Origin of the sequence: Streptococcus halotolerans, from assembly GCF_001598035.1 — a bacterium.
GTDB lineage: Bacteria > Bacillota > Bacilli > Lactobacillales > Streptococcaceae > Streptococcus > Streptococcus halotolerans.
This window is the reverse complement of record NZ_CP014835.1, coordinates 556,501-581,670: the sequence shown is the minus strand read 5'-3', so window position 1 is coordinate 581,670 and position 25,170 is coordinate 556,501. Positions and strand designations below refer to the sequence as shown.

22 protein-coding genes and 3 pseudogenes are annotated in these 25,170 nt (G+C 36.5%); 10 read left to right on the top strand and 15 right to left on the bottom strand.

What is annotated here, in order from left to right:
* The first annotated feature begins 437 nt into the window (after nt 1-437).
* Nucleotides 438-1,781 (top strand): methylenetetrahydrofolate--tRNA-(uracil(54)-C(5))-methyltransferase (FADH(2)-oxidizing) TrmFO, encoded by a 1,344-nt coding sequence (gene trmFO, locus A2G56_RS02670; RefSeq protein ID WP_062708662.1) that lies wholly within the window; start codon nt 438-440, stop codon nt 1,779-1,781.
* Nucleotides 1,782-1,936: 155 nt separating this feature from the next.
* On the top strand, nt 1,937-2,788 hold the full coding sequence (locus tag A2G56_RS02665; protein WP_099091453.1) for a MetQ/NlpA family ABC transporter substrate-binding protein: 852 nt from the start codon (nt 1,937-1,939) through the stop codon (nt 2,786-2,788).
* A 102-nt stretch (nt 2,789-2,890) separates the two neighbouring features.
* Here A2G56_RS02665 and A2G56_RS02660 read toward each other — a convergent pair whose 3' ends face one another.
* Nucleotides 2,891-3,382, bottom strand: coding sequence for a PASTA domain-containing protein (locus tag A2G56_RS02660; RefSeq protein WP_062708659.1), 492 nt, complete (start codon nt 3,380-3,382; stop codon nt 2,891-2,893).
* Nucleotides 3,383-3,545: 163 nt separating this feature from the next.
* Between A2G56_RS02660 and A2G56_RS02655 the strand changes: the two genes are divergently transcribed.
* From A2G56_RS02655 to A2G56_RS02635, 5 genes are all read left to right on the top strand, one after another.
* A complete protein-coding gene (locus A2G56_RS02655) occupies nt 3,546-4,499 on the top strand; it encodes a S41 family peptidase (protein ID WP_062708657.1) in 954 nt (317 codons plus the stop codon).
* 27 nt (nt 4,500-4,526) lie between these two features.
* On the top strand, nt 4,527-5,294 hold the full coding sequence (locus tag A2G56_RS02650; RefSeq protein WP_062708654.1) for an ABC transporter ATP-binding protein: 768 nt from the start codon (nt 4,527-4,529) through the stop codon (nt 5,292-5,294).
* The gene (locus A2G56_RS02645) at nt 5,281-7,245 is read left to right on the top strand and encodes an FtsX-like permease family protein (RefSeq protein WP_062708652.1); all 1,965 of its coding nucleotides are present in this window, start codon (nt 5,281-5,283) and stop codon (nt 7,243-7,245) included. Before A2G56_RS02650 ends, A2G56_RS02645 begins: the two co-directional genes overlap by 14 nt.
* Nucleotides 7,246-7,288: 43 nt before the next feature.
* Nucleotides 7,289-7,957, top strand: coding sequence for a response regulator transcription factor (locus A2G56_RS02640; protein ID WP_062708649.1), 669 nt, complete (start codon nt 7,289-7,291; stop codon nt 7,955-7,957).
* Nucleotides 7,958-8,142: 185 nt separating this feature from the next.
* A complete protein-coding gene (locus A2G56_RS02635; protein ID WP_237334433.1) occupies nt 8,143-8,898 on the top strand; it encodes a sensor histidine kinase in 756 nt (251 codons plus the stop codon).
* Nucleotides 8,899-9,479: 581 nt separating this feature from the next.
* Here A2G56_RS02635 and xerS read toward each other — a convergent pair.
* Entirely contained in the window at nt 9,480-10,550 is a 1,071-nt protein-coding gene (gene xerS, locus A2G56_RS02630; protein ID WP_062708642.1) for a tyrosine recombinase XerS, read from the bottom strand.
* 541 nt (nt 10,551-11,091) lie between these two features.
* Between xerS and A2G56_RS02625 the strand changes: the two are divergent.
* A pseudogene (locus A2G56_RS02625) lies at nt 11,092-11,486 on the top strand (transposase); the annotation flags it as partial.
* A gap of 42 nt (nt 11,487-11,528) precedes the next feature.
* On the opposite strand, the gene A2G56_RS02620 reads toward A2G56_RS02625, so the two are convergent.
* The gene (locus tag A2G56_RS02620) at nt 11,529-13,394 is read right to left on the bottom strand and encodes a hypothetical protein (protein ID WP_062708635.1); all 1,866 of its coding nucleotides are present in this window, start codon (nt 13,392-13,394) and stop codon (nt 11,529-11,531) included.
* The gene (locus A2G56_RS02615) at nt 13,387-14,322 is read right to left on the bottom strand and encodes a glycosyltransferase family 2 protein (RefSeq protein ID WP_062708632.1); all 936 of its coding nucleotides are present in this window, start codon (nt 14,320-14,322) and stop codon (nt 13,387-13,389) included. The genes A2G56_RS02620 and A2G56_RS02615 overlap by 8 nt, the downstream gene beginning before the upstream one ends.
* Nucleotides 14,323-14,594: 272 nt before the next feature.
* Between A2G56_RS02615 and A2G56_RS02610 the strand changes: the two are divergent.
* A pseudogene (locus tag A2G56_RS02610) lies at nt 14,595-14,840 on the top strand (helix-turn-helix domain-containing protein); the annotation flags it as partial.
* 372 nt (nt 14,841-15,212) lie between these two features.
* On the opposite strand, the gene A2G56_RS02605 reads toward A2G56_RS02610, so the two are convergent.
* Genes A2G56_RS02605 through A2G56_RS02590 form a run of 4 tightly spaced genes read right to left on the bottom strand, consistent with a single transcriptional unit; the run spans nt 15,213 to nt 18,582 of the window.
* A complete protein-coding gene (locus tag A2G56_RS02605; RefSeq protein WP_062708625.1) occupies nt 15,213-16,145 on the bottom strand; it encodes a 2-keto-3-deoxygluconate permease in 933 nt (310 codons plus the stop codon).
* Nucleotides 16,146-16,173: 28 nt separating this feature from the next.
* Nucleotides 16,174-16,611: a threonine/serine exporter family protein gene (locus A2G56_RS02600; protein ID WP_099091493.1), complete on the bottom strand. Its 438-nt coding sequence runs from the start codon at nt 16,609-16,611 to the stop codon at nt 16,174-16,176.
* Nucleotides 16,612-16,613: 2 nt separating this feature from the next.
* Nucleotides 16,614-17,390, bottom strand: coding sequence for a threonine/serine exporter family protein (locus A2G56_RS02595; RefSeq protein WP_062708619.1), 777 nt, complete (start codon nt 17,388-17,390; stop codon nt 16,614-16,616).
* Nucleotide 17,391: 1 nt separating this feature from the next.
* Nucleotides 17,392-18,582, bottom strand: a complete 1,191-nt coding sequence (locus A2G56_RS02590) for an amidohydrolase (protein ID WP_062708616.1) — start codon at nt 18,580-18,582, stop codon at nt 17,392-17,394.
* Between the two features lie 157 nt (nt 18,583-18,739).
* On the opposite strand from A2G56_RS02590, the gene A2G56_RS02585 reads away from it, so the two are divergent.
* Complete coding sequence (locus A2G56_RS02585; protein ID WP_237334432.1) at nt 18,740-19,192, top strand: NusG domain II-containing protein; 453 nt, start codon at nt 18,740-18,742, stop codon at nt 19,190-19,192.
* Between the two features lie 42 nt (nt 19,193-19,234).
* Here A2G56_RS02585 and A2G56_RS02580 read toward each other — a convergent pair whose 3' ends face one another.
* From A2G56_RS02580 to A2G56_RS02550, 7 genes and pseudogenes are all read right to left on the bottom strand, one after another.
* Nucleotides 19,235-20,197 (bottom strand): 1,4-dihydroxy-2-naphthoate polyprenyltransferase, encoded by a 963-nt coding sequence (locus tag A2G56_RS02580; RefSeq protein WP_099091452.1) that lies wholly within the window; start codon nt 20,195-20,197, stop codon nt 19,235-19,237.
* The gene (locus tag A2G56_RS02575; RefSeq protein WP_062708607.1) at nt 20,181-21,242 is read right to left on the bottom strand and encodes an FAD:protein FMN transferase; all 1,062 of its coding nucleotides are present in this window, start codon (nt 21,240-21,242) and stop codon (nt 20,181-20,183) included. The genes A2G56_RS02580 and A2G56_RS02575 overlap by 17 nt, the downstream gene beginning before the upstream one ends.
* A 114-nt stretch (nt 21,243-21,356) precedes the next feature.
* A complete protein-coding gene (locus tag A2G56_RS02570) occupies nt 21,357-21,899 on the bottom strand; it encodes an FMN-binding protein (RefSeq protein WP_062708604.1) in 543 nt (180 codons plus the stop codon).
* 322 nt (nt 21,900-22,221) lie between these two features.
* A complete protein-coding gene (locus A2G56_RS02565; RefSeq protein ID WP_062708602.1) occupies nt 22,222-22,899 on the bottom strand; it encodes an ABC transporter ATP-binding protein in 678 nt (225 codons plus the stop codon).
* Nucleotides 22,900-22,910: 11 nt separating this feature from the next.
* Nucleotides 22,911-23,978, bottom strand: a complete 1,068-nt coding sequence (locus A2G56_RS02560; RefSeq protein WP_062708599.1) for an ABC transporter permease — start codon at nt 23,976-23,978, stop codon at nt 22,911-22,913.
* A 605-nt stretch (nt 23,979-24,583) separates the two neighbouring features.
* Entirely contained in the window at nt 24,584-24,925 is a 342-nt protein-coding gene (locus A2G56_RS10740) for a hypothetical protein (RefSeq protein WP_172793776.1), read from the bottom strand.
* Nucleotides 24,900-25,145, bottom strand: a pseudogene (locus A2G56_RS02550) (divalent metal cation transporter); the annotation flags it as partial. The pseudogene A2G56_RS02550 and the gene A2G56_RS10740, both read right to left, overlap by 26 nt.
* Nucleotides 25,146-25,170: the final 25 nt, after the last annotated feature.

Sequence of the window (25,170 nt, the reverse complement as noted above, 5' to 3'; positions counted from 1 at the left end):
ACTACTAGCATCTTGCAACAATCAAGTTGTCAAAAAAACTTATCAGAAAGGAATAGAATACAACTGAAAAAGTTGTTACGGAATGCGGATAGGTAGTAGCTACATCGAATGTTTTACATAATTAATATTACGTAAAACATTTTAGTCTAGCCTTTAAGTAGTTTCGATCTTAGCCTATTCATCACTTATGGATCAATGATAAACTCTTATGAAAGCATCAGTCAGAGAAATGTTAGGCTTAACAATCGTTATTGGCTCCCTTTTACTAGCCTAAAAAAGTTTCTAGGGAAATTTGTAGAATGGTTTTTATAACCCTGCCAGTTGTATTTACCAAAAGAGTTTAGACAATAGAAAACTTATGATATAATAATGTTTCATCATATATAGAAAGATTTGTGAGAATGATGTTTTGATTGTTCTCAAAGAGGTATTAGTTCTTGTCTCAATCTAAAGCAAATTACATCAATGTTATCGGAGCTGGTTTGGCTGGTTCAGAAGCAGCCTATCAAATTGCCAAACGTGGCGTTCCCGTAAAACTCTATGAAATGCGTGGTGTTAAGCCAACGCCTCAACATAAAACAGACGGTTTTGCGGAATTAGTGTGCTCTAATTCCTTTCGTGGGGATTCTTTGACCAACGCAGTAGGGCTTCTCAAGGAAGAAATGCGTCGCTTGGATTCTATCATCATGCGTAAGGGCGAAGCTAGCCGTGTACCGGCTGGAGGAGCTATGGCGGTTGACCGTGATGGTTTCTCCCAAGCAGTCACTACTGAATTAGAAGCGCATCCTCTTATCGAAGTCATTCGAGGAGAAATCACTGATATTCCTGATGATGCCATTACTGTTATCGCAACGGGGCCTTTGACTTCAGATATGCTAGCTGAGAAAATTCATAAACTCAATGGCGGTGATGGTTTTTACTTCTATGATGCTGCGGCACCCATCGTTGATAAATCAACTATTGATATGAGTAAGGTTTACCTCAAATCACGTTATGACAAAGGTGAAGCTGCTTATCTGAATTGTCCCATGACCAAGGAAGAATTTTTAGCCTTCCACGAAGCTTTGACAACGGCAGAAGAGGCACCACTTAATGCTTTTGAAAAAGAAAAATATTTTGAAGCTTGTATGCCCATTGAAGTTATGGCTAAACGTGGCATCAAAACGATGCTTTATGGACCGATGAAGCCCGTTGGTTTGGAATACCCTGATGACTACGAGGGACCACGAGATGGGGACTTTAAGACGCCTTATGCTGTGGTTCAGCTGCGTCAAGATAATGCTGCAGGTAGCCTTTATAATATAGTTGGTTTCCAAACACACCTTAAATGGGGCGAGCAAAAGCGTGTTTTCCAAATGATTCCAGGTCTTGAAAATGCTACCTTTGTGCGTTACGGGGTTATGCATCGCAATTCCTATATGGATTCTCCAAATTTGCTTAATCAAACTTTCCAATCTCGTCATAATCCAGACCTTTTCTTCGCTGGTCAGATGACAGGTGTTGAGGGTTATGTGGAATCAGCCGCTGCTGGCTTAGTAGCTGGTATCAATGCAGTGAAACGCTTTAAGGAAGAAGCAGAAGTGATTTTTCCACGCACAACAGCTATCGGCAGCTTACCATACTACATTACGCATACAGAAAGTAAACATTTCCAACCGATGAATGTTAACTTTGGTATCATTAAAGAATTAGATGGTCCACGTATCCGCGATAAGAAAGCACGCTATGAAGCCATTGCTGAACGTGCGTTAACAGATATTGAAGCATTCTTATCTGTTTAAGATTCTTTGAAAAAACCATAGAGAGCTAATGGTTTTAAATAGATAAAAAGGTCATTGATATAGTTATTAACTATATATTTGCTTAAATATTAAGAATTTTTCAGAAATCATTTCTCATGTTAGACTAGATATATCTTAAATTTAGAGGAGATGAGATGATGACATTGAAAAAATGGTTAAGCATTGGAACAATAGCACTAGCTTCAGTCGTCCTTCTGACAGGTTGTGGTTCAAAAGCTGCTGATGATAATGTTGTAGTAAAAGTAGGAACAATGGCAAAAAGTGATTCTGAAGAAGCTCGTTGGAATAAGGTTGAAGAATTACTTAAAGATAAGCATGTAACGGTCAAATACACTGAATTTACGGATTACTCCCAACCTAATAAAGCGCTTGAAAATGGTGAAATTGACATTAATGCCTTCCAACATTATAATTTCTTAAATGAGTGGAATAAGAAGCATAAGACAGACCTTGTAGGTATTGCTGAAACCTATATCACCGCTTTTCGCCTTTATTCTGGAACAGAAGGAGGTAAGAATAAATACACTGATGTTAAAGATATCCCCAATAAAGGGACAATCGTTATACCTAACGACACTGTCAACGAAAGCCGCGCTCTTTACCTCTTACAATCAGCTGGCTTAATTACATTAGGTGTTTCAGGAGACACTTTTGCGACGCTGGACGATGTGACTAAAAATGACAAGAATTTAGACATTGTAGAGGTTGATGCAGCGCAAACAGCGCGTCAATTACAGTCCGCAGATGCAGCCGTAATCAACAATGACTTTGTTGTAGAAGCTGGTATTGACCCTAGTAAAGCTATTTTCATTGAACCTAAGGGGGATAATGCTAAACAATGGTATAATCTAATTGCAGCTAAGAAAGACTGGAAAAAAGCTCAAAACGCTGATGCTATTCAAGCGGTTTTAGACGCGTATCAGACTGATGAAGTGAAGAAAATTATCAAAGAAAGTTCAGAAGGTCTTGATGAACCAGTGTGGTAAAGTCATGACCACCCGTCTAACGGGTGGTTTGAACCGGGGTTTAAAGTCACATAAACAAAAAAGGTGATGAACCAAGTGGATTCATCACCTTTTTCTTATATGCTAATCTTTTTTACGATTAAAAGGTATCACATTTTTGACGTTTTCAAATGTATCAGAGATTGCTTGATTTCGCTCAACAGTTCGTCGTGTTTCCTCATCGATTAGTTCCTGACTAGCATTGATAATATCTAAATCAACGTAGTAGAGTTTAACCAGGTAACCTTTGGGTTGCTTGCCAGATTTTGGAGACATTTGTACAACTTCGTATTCACGCGCCTTTGCATATTTTTTAGCAGGTCTAGCTGGAATACTAGAAACTACAAATCCTTGATTTTTCAAGTGTTGGCTTGCTTCATCGAGAGTTAAATGAACCACGTTATCAATCTTAACTAAAGCCATTTGACGTTGGTGACGTTGGTCCATATGCTTTTCAATAATTGGACGTCCATTTTCAATGGTTTTGTTGATGATCGCAGTTGTGTCAGGAATAATGGAAAATAAACGACCAACTGAACCTAATTTTCTGGGTATTTTTAGTTTTCTTTTTGACATATTCATGCTCCTAGAGGTCTAATTTTAATATACTTTATTATACCAAAAACTGGTGAAAACCTATCCCTCCAGCCTTACAAAATTGTAAGGTAGTAAGTTAAAAATGTAAGTGAGTATACTAAGTAGAAGTGGTAAACTTGATATCAGAAAGAGAGGAAAACCTATGAAAAAGATAATGATAGGAGCAGTGTCCATCATTCCATTATTAATCGGACTATGTATTATTATTTATATTTATGGACCTAACTTTAACCTTTATCTTATACCACCCAGTCCTGAAAGGTATGGCAAAATAGCTCTGAAAAAAATGGATGACCTTGGTCTTTATGCAAGTGGTGAAACTTGGGAAGAAAATAAGATTAAAGCTCAAAAAAAACTAAAGAAAGTCAGTTCTTATGGACAAGCAAGAGATGTACTGACTCCTGTTTTAAAGTTAGCAGGAGGTAAACATTCTCAATTTATTCAAAAAGAGACTTCTAGTCGTGCAGTAAAACAGTCTACGCCTAACATTAAACGGCTTGATAATGGCATTATCTATATTAAACTACCGCCGTTTACTTCGGTTGATAAAAAGCAATCGAAAAAATACGCTGATGCCTTGAACCATTTCTTATCACAGAAAGAATATCAAGGCGTCATTCTAGATTTATCAGATAATACAGGAGGAAATATGGCACCGATGCTTATCGGTTTATCCTCCATCTTACCAAATGGTAGATTATTTTCGTTAATTAATAAATATAATCAACGAACGGCCTTTGATTTGACTAATAATAGAATTGATAATCAAGAAACCATTGCGCTAACGGATCCAATTCATAAAAAGAAGGTCCCTGTTGCTATCATTATGAACAACCGAACGGCTTCTTCTGGTGAGGTCGTCGGACTCTCTTTTAAAGGATTGGAAAATGTCCATTATTTCGGACAACATTCAGCAGGTTATACGACAGGAAATATGGTTTTTTGGCTTTATGACGGTACACAAGTTAACCTAACAACGTCAATCTTAATGGACCGGCAAGGAAAACGTTATGAAAATGATCCGCTACAACCAGATACCTGGTCTGAAAATCCAATTAGAGAATCAAAAAATTGGCTAAAATCGAAAATGAATTAAGCTATAATAGAAAAAGGAGTATAACAAATGCTACTAGAAATTAATCATCTAAAAAAAGTTTTTCGCACACGTTTTGCCAAAACAGAAACGCGCGCTCTACAAGATATTGACTTCAAGGTCAATGAGGGCGAATTTATCGCTATTATGGGAGAATCTGGCTCAGGGAAAACGACACTTTTGAATATCTTAGCCACTTTGGAAAAACCAAGTTCTGGCTCTGTCCACTTGAAAGGGCAAGATATTACCAAAATCAAAGAAAATCAATTAGCTGATTTCCGACTCAAGCACTTAGGTTTTGTCTTTCAAGAATTTAATCTTTTAGATACCTTAACAGTTAAAGATAATATCTTTTTGCCGCTAGTTCTAGACCGAAAACCCTATTCGAAAATGGAAAAAGCCCTTCTTCCCCTAGCGGAACAGCTACACATTAAAGACCTGTTAGACAAACGACCTATGGAAATTTCTGGTGGGCAAAAGCAAAGAGTAGCAGTAGCTAGAAGTTTGATTAATCAACCTGATCTTCTCTTGGCTGATGAACCGACTGCTGCGCTTGATTTTCGAAATTCAGAAGACCTATTATCACTCTTTGAAGAAATCAATGCATTTGGTCAAACAATTTTAATGGTAACCCATTCGGCTATGGCTGCTAGTCATGCTAAGAGAGTTCTTTTCATTAAAGATGGTCGGATTTTCCACCAACTTTACAGGGGAAATAAGAATCCTCAAACCTTTAGTAAGGATATTTCATTAGCTATGACTGCCCTTTTAGGAGGTGATGAGCATGTTTTATCTTAAAATGGCTTGGAATAATTTGCTAAAAACCAAAAACATCTATGGCCCCTTTCTGCTTACCAGTACAGTTCTCTATGTTACTCTATGTTCAACCTTGTTGATACTTTTTAGCCCAATTTCTGATGACATGTCGTATGGGAAAATGATTTTAGGATTTGGAGTGGGTGTCTTAACGTTACTATCAACTATTTTGGTTATTTATAGTTATCGTTTTGTTTTAAAACAACGTAGTAAAGAGTTTGGACTTTATAATGTACTGGGGATGAGTAAGAAAAAAGTATCCTTGATATCAAGTATTGAAATACTAATCATATTTTTAGGGCTAATTTTTCTCGGAAGCAGTCTTTCAGCAATCTTTTCAAACCTACTTTATCTTATTTTTGTCAATCTCATTCATTATGATAAATTGCTATTGACCTTTACTCCAATATCATTCCTCTTAGCTAGTGCTATCTTTTCTGGTATTTTTATACTATTATTGATAATTAACTTACTTGCTATCCGTAAATCATCACCGCTAGATTTATTTAGAACATCAGCCAAAGCAGAACAAGAACCTAAAGGAAATGTTGTTATGGCTATCCTCTCTGTGGTTTTACTGGGAATTGGTTACGCTTTATCTTTTACATCGACTAAGATTGCAGCCTTAGCCTTGCTTTATCGTTTTTTGATTGCAGTCGTTTTGGTTATTCTAGGAACTTATTTATTCTATGTAGCCTTTACGACCTGGTACTTGAAACGAAGACGTCAAAATAAGGCATATTACTATCAAACGGAGCATTTCATCACAGTTTCTCAAATGCTATTTCGGATGAAGCAGAATGCTGTAGGACTAGCTAATATCACCATTTTAGCGGTCATGAGTTTCGTTACGATTGCGACGACGTCATCGATCTTTGGAAATACCGAAACGATGGTTAATCAACTCTTTCCAAAAAATACTGAGTTACAGATTCATCAAGTTGAAGGAAAAATGAGTTTTGAAGAATTTGCTAAGAAAACCATTATTCCAGAATTACATAAAAACGATAAAACTCTTGTGGCTTATCAGACGGCCCTGATTTCTATTCCAATGTCGCGTGATAAGGAAATAACCATTAATCAAAAGACTTTGGATCAACCAAAATTAAGTCAGTTAGGATTTGTTTACCTCATCGAACAGAATGAGTTTAGAAAACTTGGTAACGACTTACCCAAATTAAAAGCCAATCAGACTGCTTTTTTCAAACAAAAAGGCGATAGCCAATTGGAAAAACTCACAATGTTTGGTAAACGTTATGACAATATTAAAAACTTTAAGTCTGTTAAGGTGCCTGATGTTGTTAATACCTATAATCCTGGCGTCTTGGTTGTTAGTGGTCGAAGTGAGCTGTCAGCTATCAAAAAGCAGTTTGAAAACACCGATGGTTTGGGCTTCCATGAAACTTATAAGATATTTGCGGATTTAACAGCAAAAGACTATCAAAGGTTAACTAATAAAAAAGGTATCTGGACTAATGACAAGGGGGAAAAAGCAGTTGTTGAGTTAACACGAGAAGGTCATTTTAAAAATGAAGTCTATGCCCTTACCGGCGGTTTTCTCTTCACCGGTCTATTGCTAGGAACAGCTTTTCTTTTAGCAGCAGCTTTGATTATCTACTATAAACGCTATTCAGAAGGTGTCGAAGATCAAAAATCTTACCATATCTTACAAGAAGTGGGGATGTCCAAGACACAGGTCAAAAAAATCATTGGTTCTCAAACACTTATGGTCTTCTTTATGCCTTTAATCATGGCAATCTGTCATTTTCTTGTAGCCATGATCATGCTCAAGCAAATGCTCTTACTCTTTGGTGTTGTCAATGATCTCCTTATTTATCAAATTTCCGGAGGAGTTATTCTGGCAATTATCATCATTTACTATCTCATTTATCGATTGACAGGACGAACTTATTATCACTTAATTGAAAGGTAGGCAAAGTGGCGATTTTTCGCCGCTTTTTTGCTAAAATAATCCTATGGACAAGCAAGATAAACTTTATATTATTGAGGATGACATGACCATTGTCACTCTTCTCAAACAGCATTTTTCAAATTATTATCAAGTCTATGCAGTTACCAATTTTCGAGATATCAAGCAGGAAGTTGAGAGCATACAGCCGGATGTCATTCTGATGGATATCACTTTGCCATTTTTTAATGGTTTTTATTGGACTAGCGAAATCCGTAAAAGCATGACGGTACCTATTATTTTTATTTCTTCTAGTAATGATGATATGGATGCTGTCATGGCGCTTAATATGGGAGGTGATGATTTTATCTCAAAACCATTCTCATTAAACATCTTAGAGGCAAAAATCTCAGCTTTTTTACGAAGAAGCAAACAATTCAACCAAGAAGAGCTCTCCTTCGCTGGCTATGAGTTATTGGCAGATGGCACAGTTGTGTCAGAACAACATGAAAGTATCGACCTGTCTCCCACAGAAGCTAAAATTTTACGAATCCTAATGACCCATGATCAGCAAGTGATCGCTAAGGAAGATTTTCTAGAAAGACTCTGGCAAGATGACAGTTTTATTGATCACAATACCTTAAATGTCAATATGACTCGTCTTCGTAAAAAGCTAAAGAGTATTGGTTTTGATCATATTCATACGGCTAGAGGTGTGGGGTATTTTCTTAAATGATACTAAGCTATTTTAGAGAGTATTGGCCTTGGTATGCCCTGTATTTTCAGACAACTCTTACCTACCACCTCATGTTTTACCTTTACCATCTACCCCAGACTTATTTTCTTCTTAGTTTAGCTATTAATTTAGTGTTTCTAGTGTCTTGGATAATTATAAGCTATCAGTCATTCAAGCGCAAAGTATTGACTTTAGAAACCTTAAAAGCTGTTGAGGATTTACCAAAAGCTCAATTGCCATTGGATGAAGCTTATACTGCTCTTGTCAATCGTATGGTAGCCGCAGAAGCGCAGCAAGTCCTGGACATTAAAAGAGAGCAAGATGATTTAGAAGGTTTGATTAAGATGTGGTCACATCAAATGAAAATCCCTATATCAGCAATGTCTTTAATGTTTCAAACCAATCAAATGAACAAGCAAGAACTTCAAGAGCAAGTTTTTCGTTTAGAAAATGACCTCAATAATCTCTTGTCATATCTTAAATATAAGCGAGAAAATGATGATTATCGTTTTACCAAGGTATCATTAAAAGCCTGTGTTAGCTCCGTTATTAAGACATTTAGCAGCCAATGTATTGCTAAAAAAATACAGATTAGTCTGATGGGTGATTCAGAAGTTATCACTGATATCAAGTGGTTAGGCTTTTGTTTATCTCAAGTGATCGATAATGCCATAAAGTATAGCACATCCGAATCTGAAATAAGAATCATTATAAAGGAACAAAGTATTGAAATACAAGATTTTGGTATAGGAATACTCCCAGAAGATGTTCCACGTTTATTCGAACAGGGGTTTACAGGTTTTAATGGTCATGAGCATGAAAAAGCTACTGGGCTAGGTCTGTACATGACCAAGCAGATTTTAGATAAATTAAGTTTTGATATCGAGATAAGTAGTCAAATTGATCAAGGCACCACGGTGTTGCTAACAAAAAATAAATAGTTTACGTAAATATAATTATGTAAACTATTAAGCATCTTAGAATCAGCTTCTATCATGGTCTTTAGGACTTCCTACTTTTTTGAGTTGCATTACGACCGTTTAGTGAATATTGTATGTAGGAATGCTATCATGTTTGGCGAATGTCGCTTCATTTCATTGTTCTTAAAAGAAAGATTATAGCCATGAAAGGTTAAAGAATATGAAGCATCAGCAGTTACTAGCTAATCTATTGGTCCTTAAAACATTAGTCAATCATAAGACTATCGCTAATGTTTTAGGTCATTGACCTTGTTTGGTATAGCATTTTTGAGGAATAGATGTTGATCTTTCTTAAAAATGCTATGATCAATGGTGACAAATATTGCTGAAACGGCTATTTGAGTATTGAAAAGAGAAGAAGCAGTTGTCAAAAAAATTGACTTTCTGTGGTGTTTGCAGCTAACTTGATATCAATGTGTATTTCATAATGGTGACAGTTGAAGTAAATTTACATAAATAAAATTACGTAAAATTATTCATTGAAAAAACAAACTAACAGCCTGTTAAAAAATAGATGTCAGTTTGTTTTTTATTTTGTGTCACTATAATTTGTCTAAAGCATTTTTTTGCTCATCATTAACGATATGTGTATAAAGATCGGTGACTTGGGTCGAGGCATGGCCCAGCTGATGACTGACCAAAACTTGTGATTTAGTAGTCTCGTATAATCGTGTAGCGAGGGTATGACGCAGTTTATGAGGTGTCACCCTTATTTTAAAGTCTTGGGAATATTTGGCGACCATTTTTTCAATGCTTGAAGCATCGATTCGGTTAGGAATGCCCCGATATTCCGTCAGAAATAGGGCAGTATCTTGTTTTTCAGCTTTATAGCGGTGTTTACGAACGTTAAGATAAGCATCAAGGTACGGCTTAGCAAATCCAGCGACATTGACTGAATCACGTTTACCGCCTTTTCGGGTCACTTCGATAACCATCATATTGAGGTTCAAATCCTTTAAATCAAGATTAACAGCTTCTGATAGACGGACGCCAGAAGCTAGAAGTAGTGCTATAATGGCTAAATCTCGTTCCTTATTTTTTCGGAAAGATGATTTGGCACGATTAGAAAGTTTGTTTTCATATTCACAATCTACATATTCTAAAAATGCCATGGTTTCATCGCCAAGAAAAAGTTTTTGTTTAATATTCTCTGCCCTGGAGGCCAAAGTTTCTTTTTTCTTCTTTGTGGCAACCTTTTTCATCACATTTCGATAAAAATAAGGTTCTCCGTGATCGTTTTCAACTTCCTCAGTCAAGTATTTAAAAAGGCTGGATAAGGCTGACAAAGTGCGGTTTATAGTAGTCTGTGAGACGCCTTGTTTTGTTGAATAAGTATTAAGAGAGGGACGTTCGCGCAAATACAGAACAAAGGACTCCATATCTTTTTTGGTTAAATGCTCTAAAACAGATAACTCAATATTAGCCAATTGATCAGCATCCGAAATCCCGGATTCTATTAACCACTCGAAAAACCGACGGTATTCTTTGAGATATTCGTATAGAGTCGTAAAACTATAAGGCACCGCTAATTTTGATTGATAATATTCCAAGACAAACCAAGGCATGATATTTTTAAGTTCTTCAATTTTTTCTAGTAACAATTCACGTTTCATAGACAGCATTATTTCCTTTATTTCTATAAATAGGAGTATAACACATTCCTAGACATTTTTCAAGAAAATTACAGTTTTTCGGAAAGATGTTTGTAGAGACAACACTAACTATGGACAGCATTATCATTTTCTTGTCTATCGCTTATTTTAGAACTAAATTTAAAGTGAATTGACGACGTACTCTTCTAGACATACATTTCTCCTGTTTTTGATTACTATAGAACACTTTATAAATTCTGTCTAGTTTAGTGTAACCGATTCATTAGGTATAGGTAGACGTTTATTACAATATAAATGTCTTTCAACATGTCTTGAAAATAAAGAACTCAAAGGGTTTAGAGTAAACTAATCTGGCTCTATAATTTCTGTAGTGGGTAAATTCCCCTCGGAGATTATGGAGTCTTTTTGAATATAGCAAAAAAGTCCCATATGATTTATAATGAAAAGCGACTAAACCACTCAAGAAATCATTTTTTGCGGTATTCTCACAAGGTGCGCAGTCGTGTCAAAGTCATCACCATGGATATGTTCAGTACCTACGACTTTTCGCATGCACTTGACCAATCAAGAGATTGTGCAACGTCTTTTGAGCTACTCTGATGAACGACGCTACCACTATGACCTCTTCCAATGCCTGCTCTTTCATTTCCAAGAAAAGCAAGAGAAATACTTCTTTGATCTCATTTCTGATACCATCAAACAGGTCCATCTTATCTATAAGACCGTCTTGTCAACCTTTCTAAAAGACAAAGAGAAGATTATTAATGCCCTGAAACTACCTTATTCCAATGCCAAACTAGAGGCCACCAACAACCTTATTAAAGTCATTAAGCGAAATGCTTTTGGCTTTAGGAAGATGAAAACTTCAAAAAAAGGATTTATCTTGCTTTGAACACAACAAAAGAGAAGACCAAACAGGTCCTCTCTCGGTGTTAGCTATAAGTCAACCCACTACAGTTGACAATGAGCCACTAATCTCTAGTCCCTTTGAGTTCTTTTATATATTGATTTTCTCTTCAATTTTAAATTTGCAATTAGCAATACTAACCATGTTGCACCTGAAATAATAATTGACATTTTATGCAATAGCGTTTTTTCGTAAGTGATAATTACTTTAGAGTCATTTGGTTTTTTAATAGCTAACCAGCCATCTTGATCTTTATAACTAACTAAGTTATTCCCTTTGGTATCTTCTACTTTAAAACCTTTTAAATATGTAATTGGAGTACGAACTATTTTAGTATCTCTAGGAATATCTTTGACAATAAATTTAAGATTCTTTTGATTGAATTTTTTAAAACTCCTACTACCATCAAAATAAACAGCGTTCTCGATGAGATCGTTAGTAGATACAAGATAGTCAGCTCCAAAATTTATAATAGGTGCATATGAGTCTTTATTTTTTATTTTATAACTGCTACTATCAATATTGAACTTATGTTTTTCGTTAGGACTAGGTATGCGTTTAATTTGTTGCTTTGTACGATAGTCCATGAAACCATTAATACGATAATAGCCTTTCCCCGCATCAGCGTCAAAATAACCAAAATTACTATTAGATAGACCTTTCAGAACATTATCATTTGTTCCAAAATAGCTTATCTTATCAAACTCAGAAATGTCACCACTTAAAATATTTTTTTCTTTGTTAAAGTTTTGACTACAAAATAGCAAATATAGACACAATGTTAACATGACTAGTTTTTTATGGTCAATCGTGTGGTGAATAGATGTGTTTTGAAAAATTATAGCTATGAATAAGGCAATAAAAGTATAGAAAAAAATATCAAAACGATTCAGGAATTGAATCATATCAATGAAACTAAATTTTTCAATATAATAATATGGAATCAAATTCGATTGTAAAATAGCAACACCAGCAATTCCCCACAGTAAGATCTTGCTTTGAGAATCAATCAATCGATTATAAACCGCAAAAATCAAGACGACTATAAAAACAAAAATGATTATGTCTTCAAAATTAAGTGCTGCTGTTAAACGACTAAAAAGAGTTACTTTACTAGCACTATTGCTAATAATACCATTTGAACCTAAATTCATAGCAGGAACATCTAACCAATCATTTGCTTTTTTCTGTTCAATTAGAGGTACGATAAACAATAATGTCAGTAAACTTATAATAATAGTGCTAATAAGCCAATTAAACGTTCTTTTTAAATTAAAAGTTTTATATTTAAATAAACTAGTGAATAGTAATAATAGTAATGTATAAATCACCAAAAGATAGGTTGTTAAGAGATGAGTAAGCGTTATTATAGAGACACTCGTAACAACAGATTTACCCCACTTTTTATAGTCTCCAGCAATCATTTCGTAAATGCTTATAATTGCTACAGGTAAAAATAAGAAGGCAATTTGCTGATTGTAAGTCCCCATGTTTAACAATCGAACATTGAAGGAACTCATTCCAAAAATATAAATGATGGAAAATATAAACGAAGTAATATCATCTTTTCTTAGCTTATAAAATGTTTTGTAGGCTATCTCAAGTCCCAATAGATGAAATAGTATATTAAAAATAAAAACTGCTGTTACGGGCTTTCCTGTAATCATCCATAATAAAGCTATAGGATAGTTAACGAAATAAGGATAGAAAAAATTAACAGCGTAACCATGATTATTAAACGAAAAATAGGAAACATCAGGAATTAACTTACCATGTTGTATATTCTGAGCGATTTCATAAATTCTAGAGAAATGAAACCAAGCATCCCAATCCATGTGAAAAACACCTTTTGAAATAAAAGGAAGCAATGGAATCAGAGACAATATACAAAAAGTAATTAACCTTAGTACAGGATTTGTAGCGATTTTTTTAATCATCTAAATTTGTCTCCTTGATGAAATAGCTTGGCCTTTTCTTCGTTTCAAGAAAGATTTTTGAAATGTATTTCCCTAATATTCCTAAACAAAGTAGTTGAATACCTCCAATGAATAACATCATCACAACCATACTGGCCCAACCATTAACACTACCACCAATCGTTAGCTTACGAATGATGATAAATACAATCCCAACAATAGATGATATAAAAGATATAATGCCACTTGCAGTCGCTATATTTAAAAGTGCTTCAGAAAAATTAATAAATCCTTCAAGTGAGTATTTTAGTAAAGACCAAAAGCTCCATGAAGTTTCACCAGCAACACGCTCACGATTGTCAAAGCTGATATAAGTTGTATCATAGCCAACCCAAGAAAATAAACCTTTTGAAAAGCGATTGACTTCCTTTAACTCCAACACACTATCCACTACTTGCCTCGTCATTAACCGATAATCTCTAGCACCCTCAACCATCTTAGTATCTGAGACGCTATTAATGAGTTTATAGAACATTTTACTAAAGAATGACCTAATAGGCGGCTCTCCTACTCTATCTTTTCTATATGTACCAACAATATCGTAACCTTCTTTGATTTTGTTGTACATTTTAGGAAGCAGTTCTGGTGGATCTTGGAGATCGACATCCATAACCGTTATATAATCACCAGTTGCTTTTTCTAAACCAGCTAATAGGGCGCTCTCTTTTCCAAAATTACGAGAGAACGATAAATAATTAATATTATCTTTTGAATTAGCTTCTGACTTTAAGACGTCTAATGTTTTATCGCTACTACCATCGTTGACAAAAAGATACTCAAATATTAGTTCCCTTGACATTACCTGTTCAATCTTCATCATTGCTTTGATAAATGGTTTTATGGTCTGTTCTTCATTAAAACATGGAATGACCACGCTCAATTTTTCCATTAAGATGTTCTCTTTCTAACTTTATTTTATGGTAAATGAGGTTTTATAAATGTGAACACGTATCAAAATTTATTTCAATATTGATATTTAACTCATAAGAAGTTCTTCAACTATAATATTCTAACATAAAATACATAACAGAATACAAAATGTAATGTTCATTTTATTTGTTTTTTGAAATATTATTTATCCTCGCGTTGTAAAATGAAGTGCAACAGAAAAGACATGTTCCTCTGATATACTAAAGTCGCCAAACAAAGTATAAAGGAAATATGAACATGTCCACTAATCATTCTACCACAAAACAAACCTATCACCATCTTTCTGAAACAGAACGTGGGAAAATGGAAGCCTATCTTTCAGAAGGATTGAAACCAGCTGAAATTGCGAAACGTTTGAGCCGGAGTCGCTCTACCATCTACCGTGAACTCAAGCGTGGAACTGTCAGGCAAGTTAAACAAATCAACGGAAAGAAAGTTTACTACGAACAATATGTCGCAGAAACTGCTCAGATTCGTTAGTCTAAGGAAGCAAATCGATGCACGTTTACTTTATATTTTAACTTTCAAAAATTAGAGATTTTACAGTTGTATCAACCTTTCTTGATATAGTTTGGCTTTTTTATATCACTTTGACTTGTCTATCTTTGTGATTAAAGTTTCTGGTCCCTAATAAACCGATAATCTACTTGAGTCCTAGACATTTCAAATTTGTTAAGGCCATCGATTCAGAGCTTATTTTGAATCTCTCTCCAAAGACTTATATGGCTATCGATGATAACAATGATTTGTGGGCTGTTGTTTGTGATTATTATCGCTTTTTGGGCTAATTTGTAGTTTGTTAGGCGATAAAAACAAGTAAACTCCTCAGAAGTTTCTGAGGAGTTATGGTTAATTTTCTTTGTTTGGTTTGCCAGCTAATTGTTGACACAAAATTGGTGCAATGATAGCTGTGCAGATTACAACCAAAGAGGTGATAGCTGCCGATTGTGAAGCATAGGCTCTCAATTCTGGATTGCTTGCTATCATCAATAATGGAACAGATGCTGATAAGCCAGCAACAGTTGAGAGGGCTGTTGCTGATGCCCCACTTCTTTTTAGAATATATTTTTCAATTAAAATAAGTGGTAAAGCGCCGATGAGATAATATAAGATGGCCATAAGAATTCCTGGCAATCCTGCTTTCACAGCTTCAAATAAGTTGATATTTGCTCCTACTCCCCAGCCTAACATAATGATGATGAAGCCCATGGCAGGCGCCATGTGTTGGCTCAACTCATGGTCAAGGTTACCGATTATGATACCAAGTACCAGTGGAATCAAGGTTGAAAGGATTGGCATAAAATCAAGTCTTGTTGGGCTAGTCAATCCATAAATGAACATTGGGATAATGGGCAAGGCCATGACAGCGACCAAACCAAAAGCAGCTTGATCACTCTCGTCGCCATAATCCTTCATTAAGGCTAGAAAGAGGGTCGGGTTCATTGAGGTTAGTGTACAGATAAAAGCGATGGCACTAAGACCCCAGATACCATCAAGTCCAAAGAGTTTAATGAAAATAAGACTGGCTACAGTGCTGATGATGAAACGAGCAGCTAATAGGACACCATAGCGTTTAAAGACTTGGGTTAAGGTTTGCAATTTCAGGGTACACCCTGATATAAAGACAGCAGCTCCCAGAATAAAATTGATGGCATCACCTGAAAACATGGCTTGGGTTAATCCGCCAATATTGAAAAAGGTTGGTGAGAAGGTATGGATAATGGCCGAAATCAGCATGGGAATCAAAAGGGTTCCACCTGGAATTGATTTCATAAGTTTCATAACAATAGGGTTCCTCCGTGAGTTACAGTTAAGGTTTTGGATATTTGAGATGGTTGTAGACTTCTAAAAAAGAATCCACAATAAAAATCGATAAGGCAATGGCGCCGGAAACAAGAATAGATTCCATTAAGTTCTCACCAGCTAATTGCGGATTATCTTGGATGTAATAATAGGCAATTCGATAGACACCAACACCGGGCACTAAGGGAAAGAAACTAGGAATGTAAAAAACAGTTACTGGGGAAGCTAATCTTCTTGCTGAAATCTGCGATAAGAGAGCAATAACCATACCGCCTAGAAGCGTTGCTACTGCCTTGTCTGTTTTATCTAAAAGGAAAAGATAGACAGCATAGCCAGATGCCCCAATAAATCCTGTATGATAAATCAAATGTTTAGGGGCTTCTAACAAGACTCCTGCTGTTACGGTAGCAACATAGGCTCCTAGAATTTGAAGAAGAAAATTCAAGATCATGACAAGATTCCTTTCGCAATAAAGAGACCAACAGCAACCCCGACACCTAAACTAATTGCTATGGTCAAGGCTTCTACAATTTTAGCTACTCCTGCTCCATAATCGCCTTTAAAGGAATCACGAAAACCGTTGGTAAAGGCTGTCCCTGGGAAAAGTGGCATCAGAACAGAGATGATAGTAATATCTAAGGTACGCTCAGATGCTCCAACAAACTGGGTTATCAAAGACATCAAGATGGCTACTACCATGGTTGCAAAGACACCGTAGATAAAGTCATTGAGATTTAGCCAATCACGGACAGGATAAGTTGCTATTAGTAATAAAGAAGCAATGGCAGATAGTAAAAAGGTATCTAGACTTCCTCCTAATAGTAGTGCGAAGGCTACAACCAACAACACAGTAGCAAAGTAGGTACTTTTGGAAGAATAAGTTTTACGATTAACCTTCTTAAGTTTTTGATAGGCTTCCGCAAGAGATAATTGGTCGTTAGTAATATCCCTTGAAATCTGGTTGACATCATGGATTTTGGTCAAATGGGTTGAGCGCTGCGAAATTCGCTTGATGTAGGTAATGGGTTCTGGAAAATCAGGCCCATCCAGTGTGATAAACAGTCCCGTGGTATTGGCAAAAACGTCAACTGTTGGTAGCTGACTAACAGACAAAATACGTTCTACCGTTGTTTCAACACGATAGGACTCCGCATTAGATTCTAACATAATGATACCAGCTAAGGTTGCCACCTTAACTAGCATTTTGTATTGATTCTCTTCCATATTATTTATTTCCAAGATAACTTAAGATAGCCACTAAGGCAGCCTCTGTCCCTGTTTTCAAAGTTGGTTGAATTGCTGGCGCAAATTTCGGATTATGGTTGGCGTAGATATCTTGATCAGCAGTGAAACCACCAAATCCCCAGTATAAATAGGGAGTACCAAAAGCTCTAGGAATAGCGGAGAAATCTTCAGATGCTGTCATTGGTTTGTAATCAACCACCTTGTCGTCACTAAAGTAATCTTTAAAAGCTTTAGTAACATGTTTTGTAATCTCTGCATCGTTATCGGTTAACGGGAAACTATCGTAAACATCAATATCTGGTTCTTTGTCACAATTTCCTGCTTTACATTCTGCGATAGCGATGCGTTTAATAGCTGAAATCAGCTGTTTTTTGACAGTTTCATCATAGGCTCGAATATTCAAACGTAATGTTGCCGTTTCAGGGATAATATTAGCCTGATTTCCTGATTGGAAAGAGCCCACGGTCACAACAGCGAATTGGAAAGGATCCACCTCACGCGCCACAATAGTTTGAAGTTTTGAGACAATGGCTGAACCGATAACAATAGGATCAATGCTAAGATTCGGCATGGATCCGTGCGCCCCACGGCCATTGATCCTTATTTTTAGAGATGCTGCCGTTGATAAAAATGGTCCTTCTTTAGTTCCAAGGTGGCCGGCTTCTGGGGTTGTTAAGACGTGCTGAGCCAAGGCAATATCAGGCTTCGGTATTTTTTCAAGAAGACCATCTTCTAACATGGCTTTGGCTCCTGCTGCTATCTCTTCGCCTGGTTGAAAAAGAGCCACGTATGTTCCTGACCAAGCCTCTTTATTGTTGGCAAGCGCCCAGGCAGCACCTAGACTAGCAGTCATGTGCATATCATGACCACAAGCATGCATCACGCCGTCAATCTCTGAGGCATAGTCTAAATGTGTCTCTTCTTGGACTGGTAAAGCGTCCATATCAGCCCTAAAAAGAATGGTTGGACCTTCTCCATTTGCTAGTACGCCAACAAGACCTCCACCAATTTCTTGAACATCATAATCAAGTTTGATAAGTTCCTCTTTAAGAAAGGCTACCGTTTTAGTTTCCTGCATTGATAATTCAGGGTTTCGATGCAGGAATTGATAAGCCTCTTCTTGCCAATCTTTGATGGAATCCAGTGATTTGATAACAGTTTTATAGGACATGATTAACCTCCTGTATATTTCTATAACCTTATCATTAGTATATCATTTCTTACTAAACTGTTGTTGTCAAACAATCTTAGGCAAAAGCCAATCATCTGACACTATTTTATTTTTTAAACAGTTTACAAAGCTATTATTTTCTTTTAGAATAATGATTGTGGAAACGAAAAAAACAAAAGCAAGACAAATTCTAGCTTACTTTAAGCCATTTGATTATTTGTTGATAACACTCGCTATTATCATTTCTTTTATGCCAACTATCTGGACAATCTATCAAAAAAGGACAGCACCTCCATCATCTGCCTTAGTTGCTGTGGTTAAAATTCATGGTAAAGTTGTAGATAATTATGCCCTTAAAGAAAATGGGCCACATTTTGAAAAGACCTACCACCCCAATAAAGGGCAGTATAATATTGTGGAAGTTGACGGAGAGCGTATTCGTGTCAGAAAAGATAATAGTCCCGACCAAATTGCTGTTAAAACAGGTTGGATTGATCGAGAAGGCCAATTGTCTGTCTGTCTCCCTCATGATTTGATCATTGAAATTCAATCGACCAGAGACTCATCAGATCATGAAGAAACAGAAGACGATCTCATTCTTCCTTTATAGAATCAAAAGACACCGATTTTTTGAAGTCAGTGTCTTTTTTATTTAAATATGGAAAATGAGCGCTATGAGTATCGTTAGAAGATACATCATTGAAAAGAGAACAAAGTTTTTAATGGACAAGACAAACGTCTGACGCTTGATTTGTTCTCTTTGAAAAGCTTTAAGGTGTTTAAGGTATAAAGGCATGATGGCTAATCCTGCTGCACCAACCAGTGGCATTTGTCCTAGGAAAAGGGCTGAACACCAGACAGCCCATGGCATAAAGCTTAATAAGCTATAAAGTCTTATGCCATTTTCTTTACCAATATAGTATACGACTGTGTGGCGTTCATTTTTAAGATCTTGTTCCAAATCACAAAGGTTATTTGCTAGCATGATATTAGCAATAAGACAGACAAGGGGGAAACTCAGCCAGAATATCATAATAGTCTCAAGCCAAAACCAATCAATACTCATCATGGCACCTGTCCAATGGCTACTGAGCAAACTGTCAGGATGTTGCACAAAAACAGCTAAGAAGAAAATACCAAATCCCATAGTGATGCCGGAAAAAAGCTCTCCCAAGGGTAGGCGGGATAAGGGGAGGGGGCCGAAAGTGTAAAAAATTCCGATTAGAAAGCACAGGCCACCGATGGGAAGTAGGAGGATATCCGTTCGATAGACAAGCATTAGAGAGACAAGTGAAGCGAACAGCAGCAGCCAAAAAATGATACGAACCATCTGTTTATCATCTAAGTGGTATTTACCGATAACATTATCTTCATGTTGATAGGCCGTATCGATAGCTTTTTTATAGTCCATGGTGTTATTGATAGCCGTGGTACACATGTCAAAGCTAAGCACTGCTAAGACAAATAACAGGGTATTAATCAGATCAAATTGCTGATAATGGTAGATAGACCATAGGATACCCAAAAGCATTGGAAAAACGCTGGCTACTTTGGTCCGTAATTCGACAAATTCAAAAAAGATAGATAAGGTTAGTGGCTTATTTTTCGGTGACAAGATGGTAATCCTCATTTCTTAATGTCAATTTATCTTTTAGTCCGTTACTACTATGGATGCCATTTTCCTTGTCGATGAAGACCGCCTCAACACCATCCATGCTATCGATTAGCTTAAGGCCGTCTTTGATACCAAGAAGAAATAAGGAGGTGGATAATTCATCGCCTTGAAGCGACGTTTTGGTAAACACCGTTACTCCGGAAATATCATTATCAACTGGGTAACCTGTTTTAGGATCCATGATATGATGGTATTTTTGACCGTCTTTTTCAATATAACGCTCATAGACGCCTGATGTCACAACGGAGCTGTCTTTAACGTAAACAGATCCCACAGTCTCTCCACGAACTTCATCAGGGTTTTGAACTCCGATATTCCAGCCTTTGGAATTCTTAGGCGATTCCCCCATGGTTAAGACGTTGCCGCCTAGATTGATAATAGCTGTTGTGATGTGGCGTTTTTTAAACCGTTTTTTGACGCCATCCGCAATATAGCCTTTTGAAATAGCTCCTAATTCCAGAGTCATTCCTTTGTTAATATAGACTGTTTTCTTCTCTTTATCTAGCTGGATATCCTTATAGTTAATATACGGTAGTGCCTTTTTGATTTCGTCATCACTGGGAACTCTAGCGGCATCATCTCCAATACGCCAAAGGTTGGTGACAGCACCAATGGAAATATCAAATTTTCCATTGCTTTCTCGGGACATCGCCTGTGCTGCTTCGATGATTTCAAAAGTTCTGGGATCTACCTTGACTGCTTTTTTTCCGGCTGCTTGATTAATGTTATTAATATCAGAACCTTCTAGATTGGTCGACAATAGTTTTTCCATCTCTTTGATATAATCAATGGCTTCATCCATCGCTTTTTCTTGGTGTTCATGATAGATACTCAATTGAACGACCGTGTGTAAAAGTGCCTCTGTTCGTGTTTCAGGATTCTTAACAATCGGTAAACTGTTTTTATCATTTACAACTTTCTGACATCCTAACAAGGTCAATACTGAGATAAAGAGGGTAAGAAATGGCCGGATATTACGTTTCATAATGTCTACTTTCCTTTCTACATAGTAAGATATCACAAGAAAAAGAGTGAAACAAGGTCTTTCTTACCGAAATGAAGACTTGTCTCACTCTAACTGATATGACTTTTGTGTCAATTACTCTGCTGGCAATTCGATTGTTACTGTTTCAGTATTCCCTTCTTCTGCTGCTTTGAGCAATTCTTTAGTTGATAGTTCGAAGTTACTTGATGTGTGTGTTGCACCTGAAACAACTTCCACTTCATCAACATTTTGTTTTTCAACAAGTTCTTTGTTCAACTGCTCTGTAGCTTCTTTAGAAGAAACACCAGATTTGGCTTTCATGTTTTTATTGTATTCTTCATCATCAGCCTTTTTCATGCCATCTTTATTTTCATAACCAAAGTCTGATTCTGTAATTTTACCATCTTTTACTGTGATCGTGTGAACAACTTTCCAACCGCGTGAATCATAGTCTGATTCAGCTTTGTAAGTACCATCTTTGAGGTCAGCTGAAGTAGCTTCATTGACTGCTTTTTTAGTATCTTTAGCTTTTTTACTTACTTCAGATTTAGCAGTATTAGCTGTTTTTGAAGCGTCTTTTGCTGTATCACTTCCACAAGCAGCAAGTGTTAATAACGAACCAAACAGTAATGTTCCGTAAACCAATTTCTTTTTCATAAAAAAATCCTCCAAAACTTTCTATGACTAAATTATATCACAGGGCATGTGAATTGTCTAACTTTTTTTGAAAGCCTTTTCCATATCTTTTTTTAAGTGGCTAACACTGCTCAAAGCGAATTTTGAGCATAAAGCAGCTAATGGATATTACCTACTACTTTATCAGGGCAGGTTGACTTGATTATACTTAGCGAAACCTCATTCTTATCGATAAGCCTGCTTCGTATGGTCTTATCGATACTAGGATACGTTGTGAAAGCCAACTGCTTTTATGCAAACGTTATATTTAAAACAGTTCAAAAAAGTGGCGTCAAACCACTTCTTAATGCGCATCACTAACATCTCGTAAAACGCCATCTTGCATCTCATAAACCTTATCACATTCCGTAATCATACGCTTATCATGGGTTACCATAATAATAGCTTTATTTTTTTCTTTACTTTCTTTAGCTAATAACTTGACCACGTCATATGCTCGCTCTGTGTCCAAACTCGCAGTCGGCTCATCGGCTAAGATCAAGGCTGGGTCGTTGTACAAGGCGCGTGCAATAGCCACGCGTTGGCGTTCTCCTCCTGAGAGTTCTTCAGGCAATTTATCGGCTAGCTGAGAAATACCCAAGTCTTCTAAGAGGTCCTCTGCTACCCCACGACGGGTTGACTTATTAATCTGATCAACCAATTGCAGGTGCTGTTTAACGGTTAAAAAGGGAACTAAATTAGAAGCCTGTAAAATAAATCCAATATCTTGAAAGCGTCTCTTAGAACGTTTTTTTTCAGATAATCCTGAATAAGAATGGTTATTAATCAACACATCACCGCTACTTGGTGTTTGCAGACCGCCTGATATGGTCAAAAACGTTGATTTTCCAGAGCCAGATGGCCCAATAATAGCAACAAATTCTCCAGCTTCTACTTGAATGTTTGTTTCTTTTAATGCAGTTATGGTTTTAGAGCCATCTTTAAAAGACTTGGTGACTCCTTTTAAGGTTAATACTGACATACTCTTCCTTTCTAACTAATGGCAACAAGAGGATCAATTTTCGATACAGATCTGACAGAGAATAAGGTGCCTAATAGCGCAAATAGCACTAAGGCTAGACCGATGGCACCATATAACAGCCAATTGCTCTGAAAAGGAACTGCAGCTGGTAAAATAAGAGAACTGAGCCATGTTCCAAGCAGACCCAATACTGTCCCGATAATACTCAACAAGACAGTTTGTGACATCACCGCTCTACCAATATAGCCGTTAGAAATCCCTTGAACCTTCATGACACCGAAAACTGGTGCTTTTTGAATGGTTAAAACATACATAAAGATTCCGATAACCACTGAAGCAATGATAATCAAAAAACCAATCATAAAACCGAAGGTTAGATTTTGAGCATTATAACCAGGCAATTTTTTGATAAAGTCGGCTATGGCTAATTTTTTTAAGTCTTTGGGATATTGAGAAACATCTCCTTTGACGACGAGTGCATTGATCGGACCGTCAGAACTATCTTTGCCAAACTTCACTTGATTAAAAGCTTTTTGATTCATATAAAGTACCGGTGCTACACTGAACATAGCATTGTCAGTGTAACCTACGATTTTTAAAGTATGGTCACTACTTGCCACATGTAAGGTTTGCCCAATCTTAAACTCTTCATCTTGGGCTAGTGATTGATCAACGACTACTTCCTTATCATTTTTGAAGAGACGACCTTCAGTAATATTTGGTGCTAAAAAGCTAGATCTTTCAATCCCGAAGAGTGAAACTTTTTCTTTATCATCATCTTTGGGATTTTCCTTGGTCCATGCTGAACTGGCCGTTTGACTTAGGGGGGCTATATCGTCTGCTTTGACCTTATCTGCTGTGTCAGCTGGGATATTAGACGCGGATAAAAGATCGTTGGACTCTTTATTTAAAAAGATGGTGTTAGCCTGCCATTTATCGACAGCAGAACGATTATCCTGCATCAATCCAAAGGCTAATCCTGTCAGAAAAAACATGAGATAGGCGATTAGAAAAAGTAGACCTAATATAAGACCGTACCTCAATTTAGCGTGTTTGATTTCATTTAAAGCTAGAAACATAGTGAACTTCCTTTACTAACTGAATTTCAAATAGTTCTCATAAAAACTATTTGAAATCTATTATAGTTCCCATGAGAACTAAAGTCAATCAAAAGCTTTTGTAAAAAGTAAATAGACCAGAACTTCTCTGAAATATCTCTGATCACAGATTGAAGAAAAAGTTTATTTTGAACCATTTTTTCAATCATTTTTCTTTTTGTTTAAAGATGTAAAGGTCAATTACTAGATATTTTCATGTTCGAGAGAGCCTGTCGACTTTTTGAGACCAGAACTCTCTAATCTATCTTTGGGCTACTAGTCACCTCTTAACTCCAAAGAATCAACCCCACGACCATAACCAACACGATAAATCCTTTTTTCTAAATGTGGTGGAATAATAAGGGTGTCACTTGATACTTGTTGTCCTTTCTTGAAAATTTTTCCATGACTAGCTAGTTTTTTGATCAACCAAGTAACAGATTTTAAAGGATTTCCTAGTACCTCTACCGAGGTTTCTCGATCAATTTTTTGCTCATTTCTGCTTAAAATACCTAAGCTATTGGCTAACTCTTCAACAGTAAAGTTGCCTTTGACATCCTGTTCTTGTCCATAGATGATTCGGCCATCTACGGCATAATCAGAAACAACCAGATACTTATTGAGTTTAGGAAACCAGTTTTTAAAGCATGCATCTGGTACTTCAATACCAAGAGCGATAGTTCATTTTTCAAGAAGGTCTTCTGGTGAGTCGTCAATAGATAAATATGCCTTAGCACGAAAACCAACTCGATCTCAATCAAGGGTTCTAACAAACCTGATAGCGATAAGCTTGCGGGACCTTGAATGAACTGCGTCACCGTTTCTTGTCCATAAAATGGCTCCTTGAAGTCAAACATCCGCTGTGCTTCTTTGCTAGTTAAACTAACCCTATAACCTTGGATCTCTTCCTGTTTTAGAATAGTACTCAATCAAACTTTCATTATTTTGCAAGATATATTGTGAGCCAAAATGAAAGAAAGGGTATTTGAATAAATTGACTAGTAAAATAACAATCACCAGTTGCCAGCCGTATTTAGCACCTGCTTGGGTTGGTGATACGATAGGTGAACCGCTAATCCATAGCGGTAGCAACAAAATACCAGGTCCAATTGCTTTAAAACAATTTTTCCAATTAACATTTTCAGCCATAGACGAGCTTCTTACAGCATTATCA

Coding starts and splice junctions, on each gene's coding strand:
- A2G56_RS02620 (WP_062708635.1), bottom strand. CDS start 13,394: ATGATTAAAAAAATCGCTACAAATCCTGTACTAAGGTTAATTACTTTT.
- A2G56_RS02650 (WP_062708654.1), top strand. CDS start 4,527: ATGCTACTAGAAATTAATCATCTAAAAAAAGTTTTTCGCACACGTTTT.
- A2G56_RS02615 (WP_062708632.1), bottom strand. CDS start 14,322: ATGGAAAAATTGAGCGTGGTCATTCCATGTTTTAATGAAGAACAGACC.
- A2G56_RS02595 (WP_062708619.1), bottom strand. CDS start 17,390: ATGGAAGAGAATCAATACAAAATGCTAGTTAAGGTGGCAACCTTAGCT.
- A2G56_RS02665 (WP_099091453.1), top strand. CDS start 1,937: ATGATGACATTGAAAAAATGGTTAAGCATTGGAACAATAGCACTAGCT.
- xerS (WP_062708642.1), bottom strand. CDS start 10,550: ATGAAACGTGAATTGTTACTAGAAAAAATTGAAGAACTTAAAAATATC.
- A2G56_RS02660 (WP_062708659.1), bottom strand. CDS start 3,382: ATGTCAAAAAGAAAACTAAAAATACCCAGAAAATTAGGTTCAGTTGGT.
- A2G56_RS02590 (WP_062708616.1), bottom strand. CDS start 18,582: ATGTCCTATAAAACTGTTATCAAATCACTGGATTCCATCAAAGATTGG.
- A2G56_RS02560 (WP_062708599.1), bottom strand. CDS start 23,978: ATGTTTCTAGCTTTAAATGAAATCAAACACGCTAAATTGAGGTACGGT.
- A2G56_RS02640 (WP_062708649.1), top strand. CDS start 7,289: ATGGACAAGCAAGATAAACTTTATATTATTGAGGATGACATGACCATT.
- A2G56_RS02645 (WP_062708652.1), top strand. CDS start 5,281: ATGTTTTATCTTAAAATGGCTTGGAATAATTTGCTAAAAACCAAAAAC.
- A2G56_RS02575 (WP_062708607.1), bottom strand. CDS start 21,242: ATGAAACGTAATATCCGGCCATTTCTTACCCTCTTTATCTCAGTATTG.
- A2G56_RS02655 (WP_062708657.1), top strand. CDS start 3,546: ATGAAAAAGATAATGATAGGAGCAGTGTCCATCATTCCATTATTAATC.
- A2G56_RS02570 (WP_062708604.1), bottom strand. CDS start 21,899: ATGAAAAAGAAATTGGTTTACGGAACATTACTGTTTGGTTCGTTATTA.
- A2G56_RS02565 (WP_062708602.1), bottom strand. CDS start 22,899: ATGTCAGTATTAACCTTAAAAGGAGTCACCAAGTCTTTTAAAGATGGC.
- A2G56_RS02605 (WP_062708625.1), bottom strand. CDS start 16,145: ATGAAACTTATGAAATCAATTCCAGGTGGAACCCTTTTGATTCCCATG.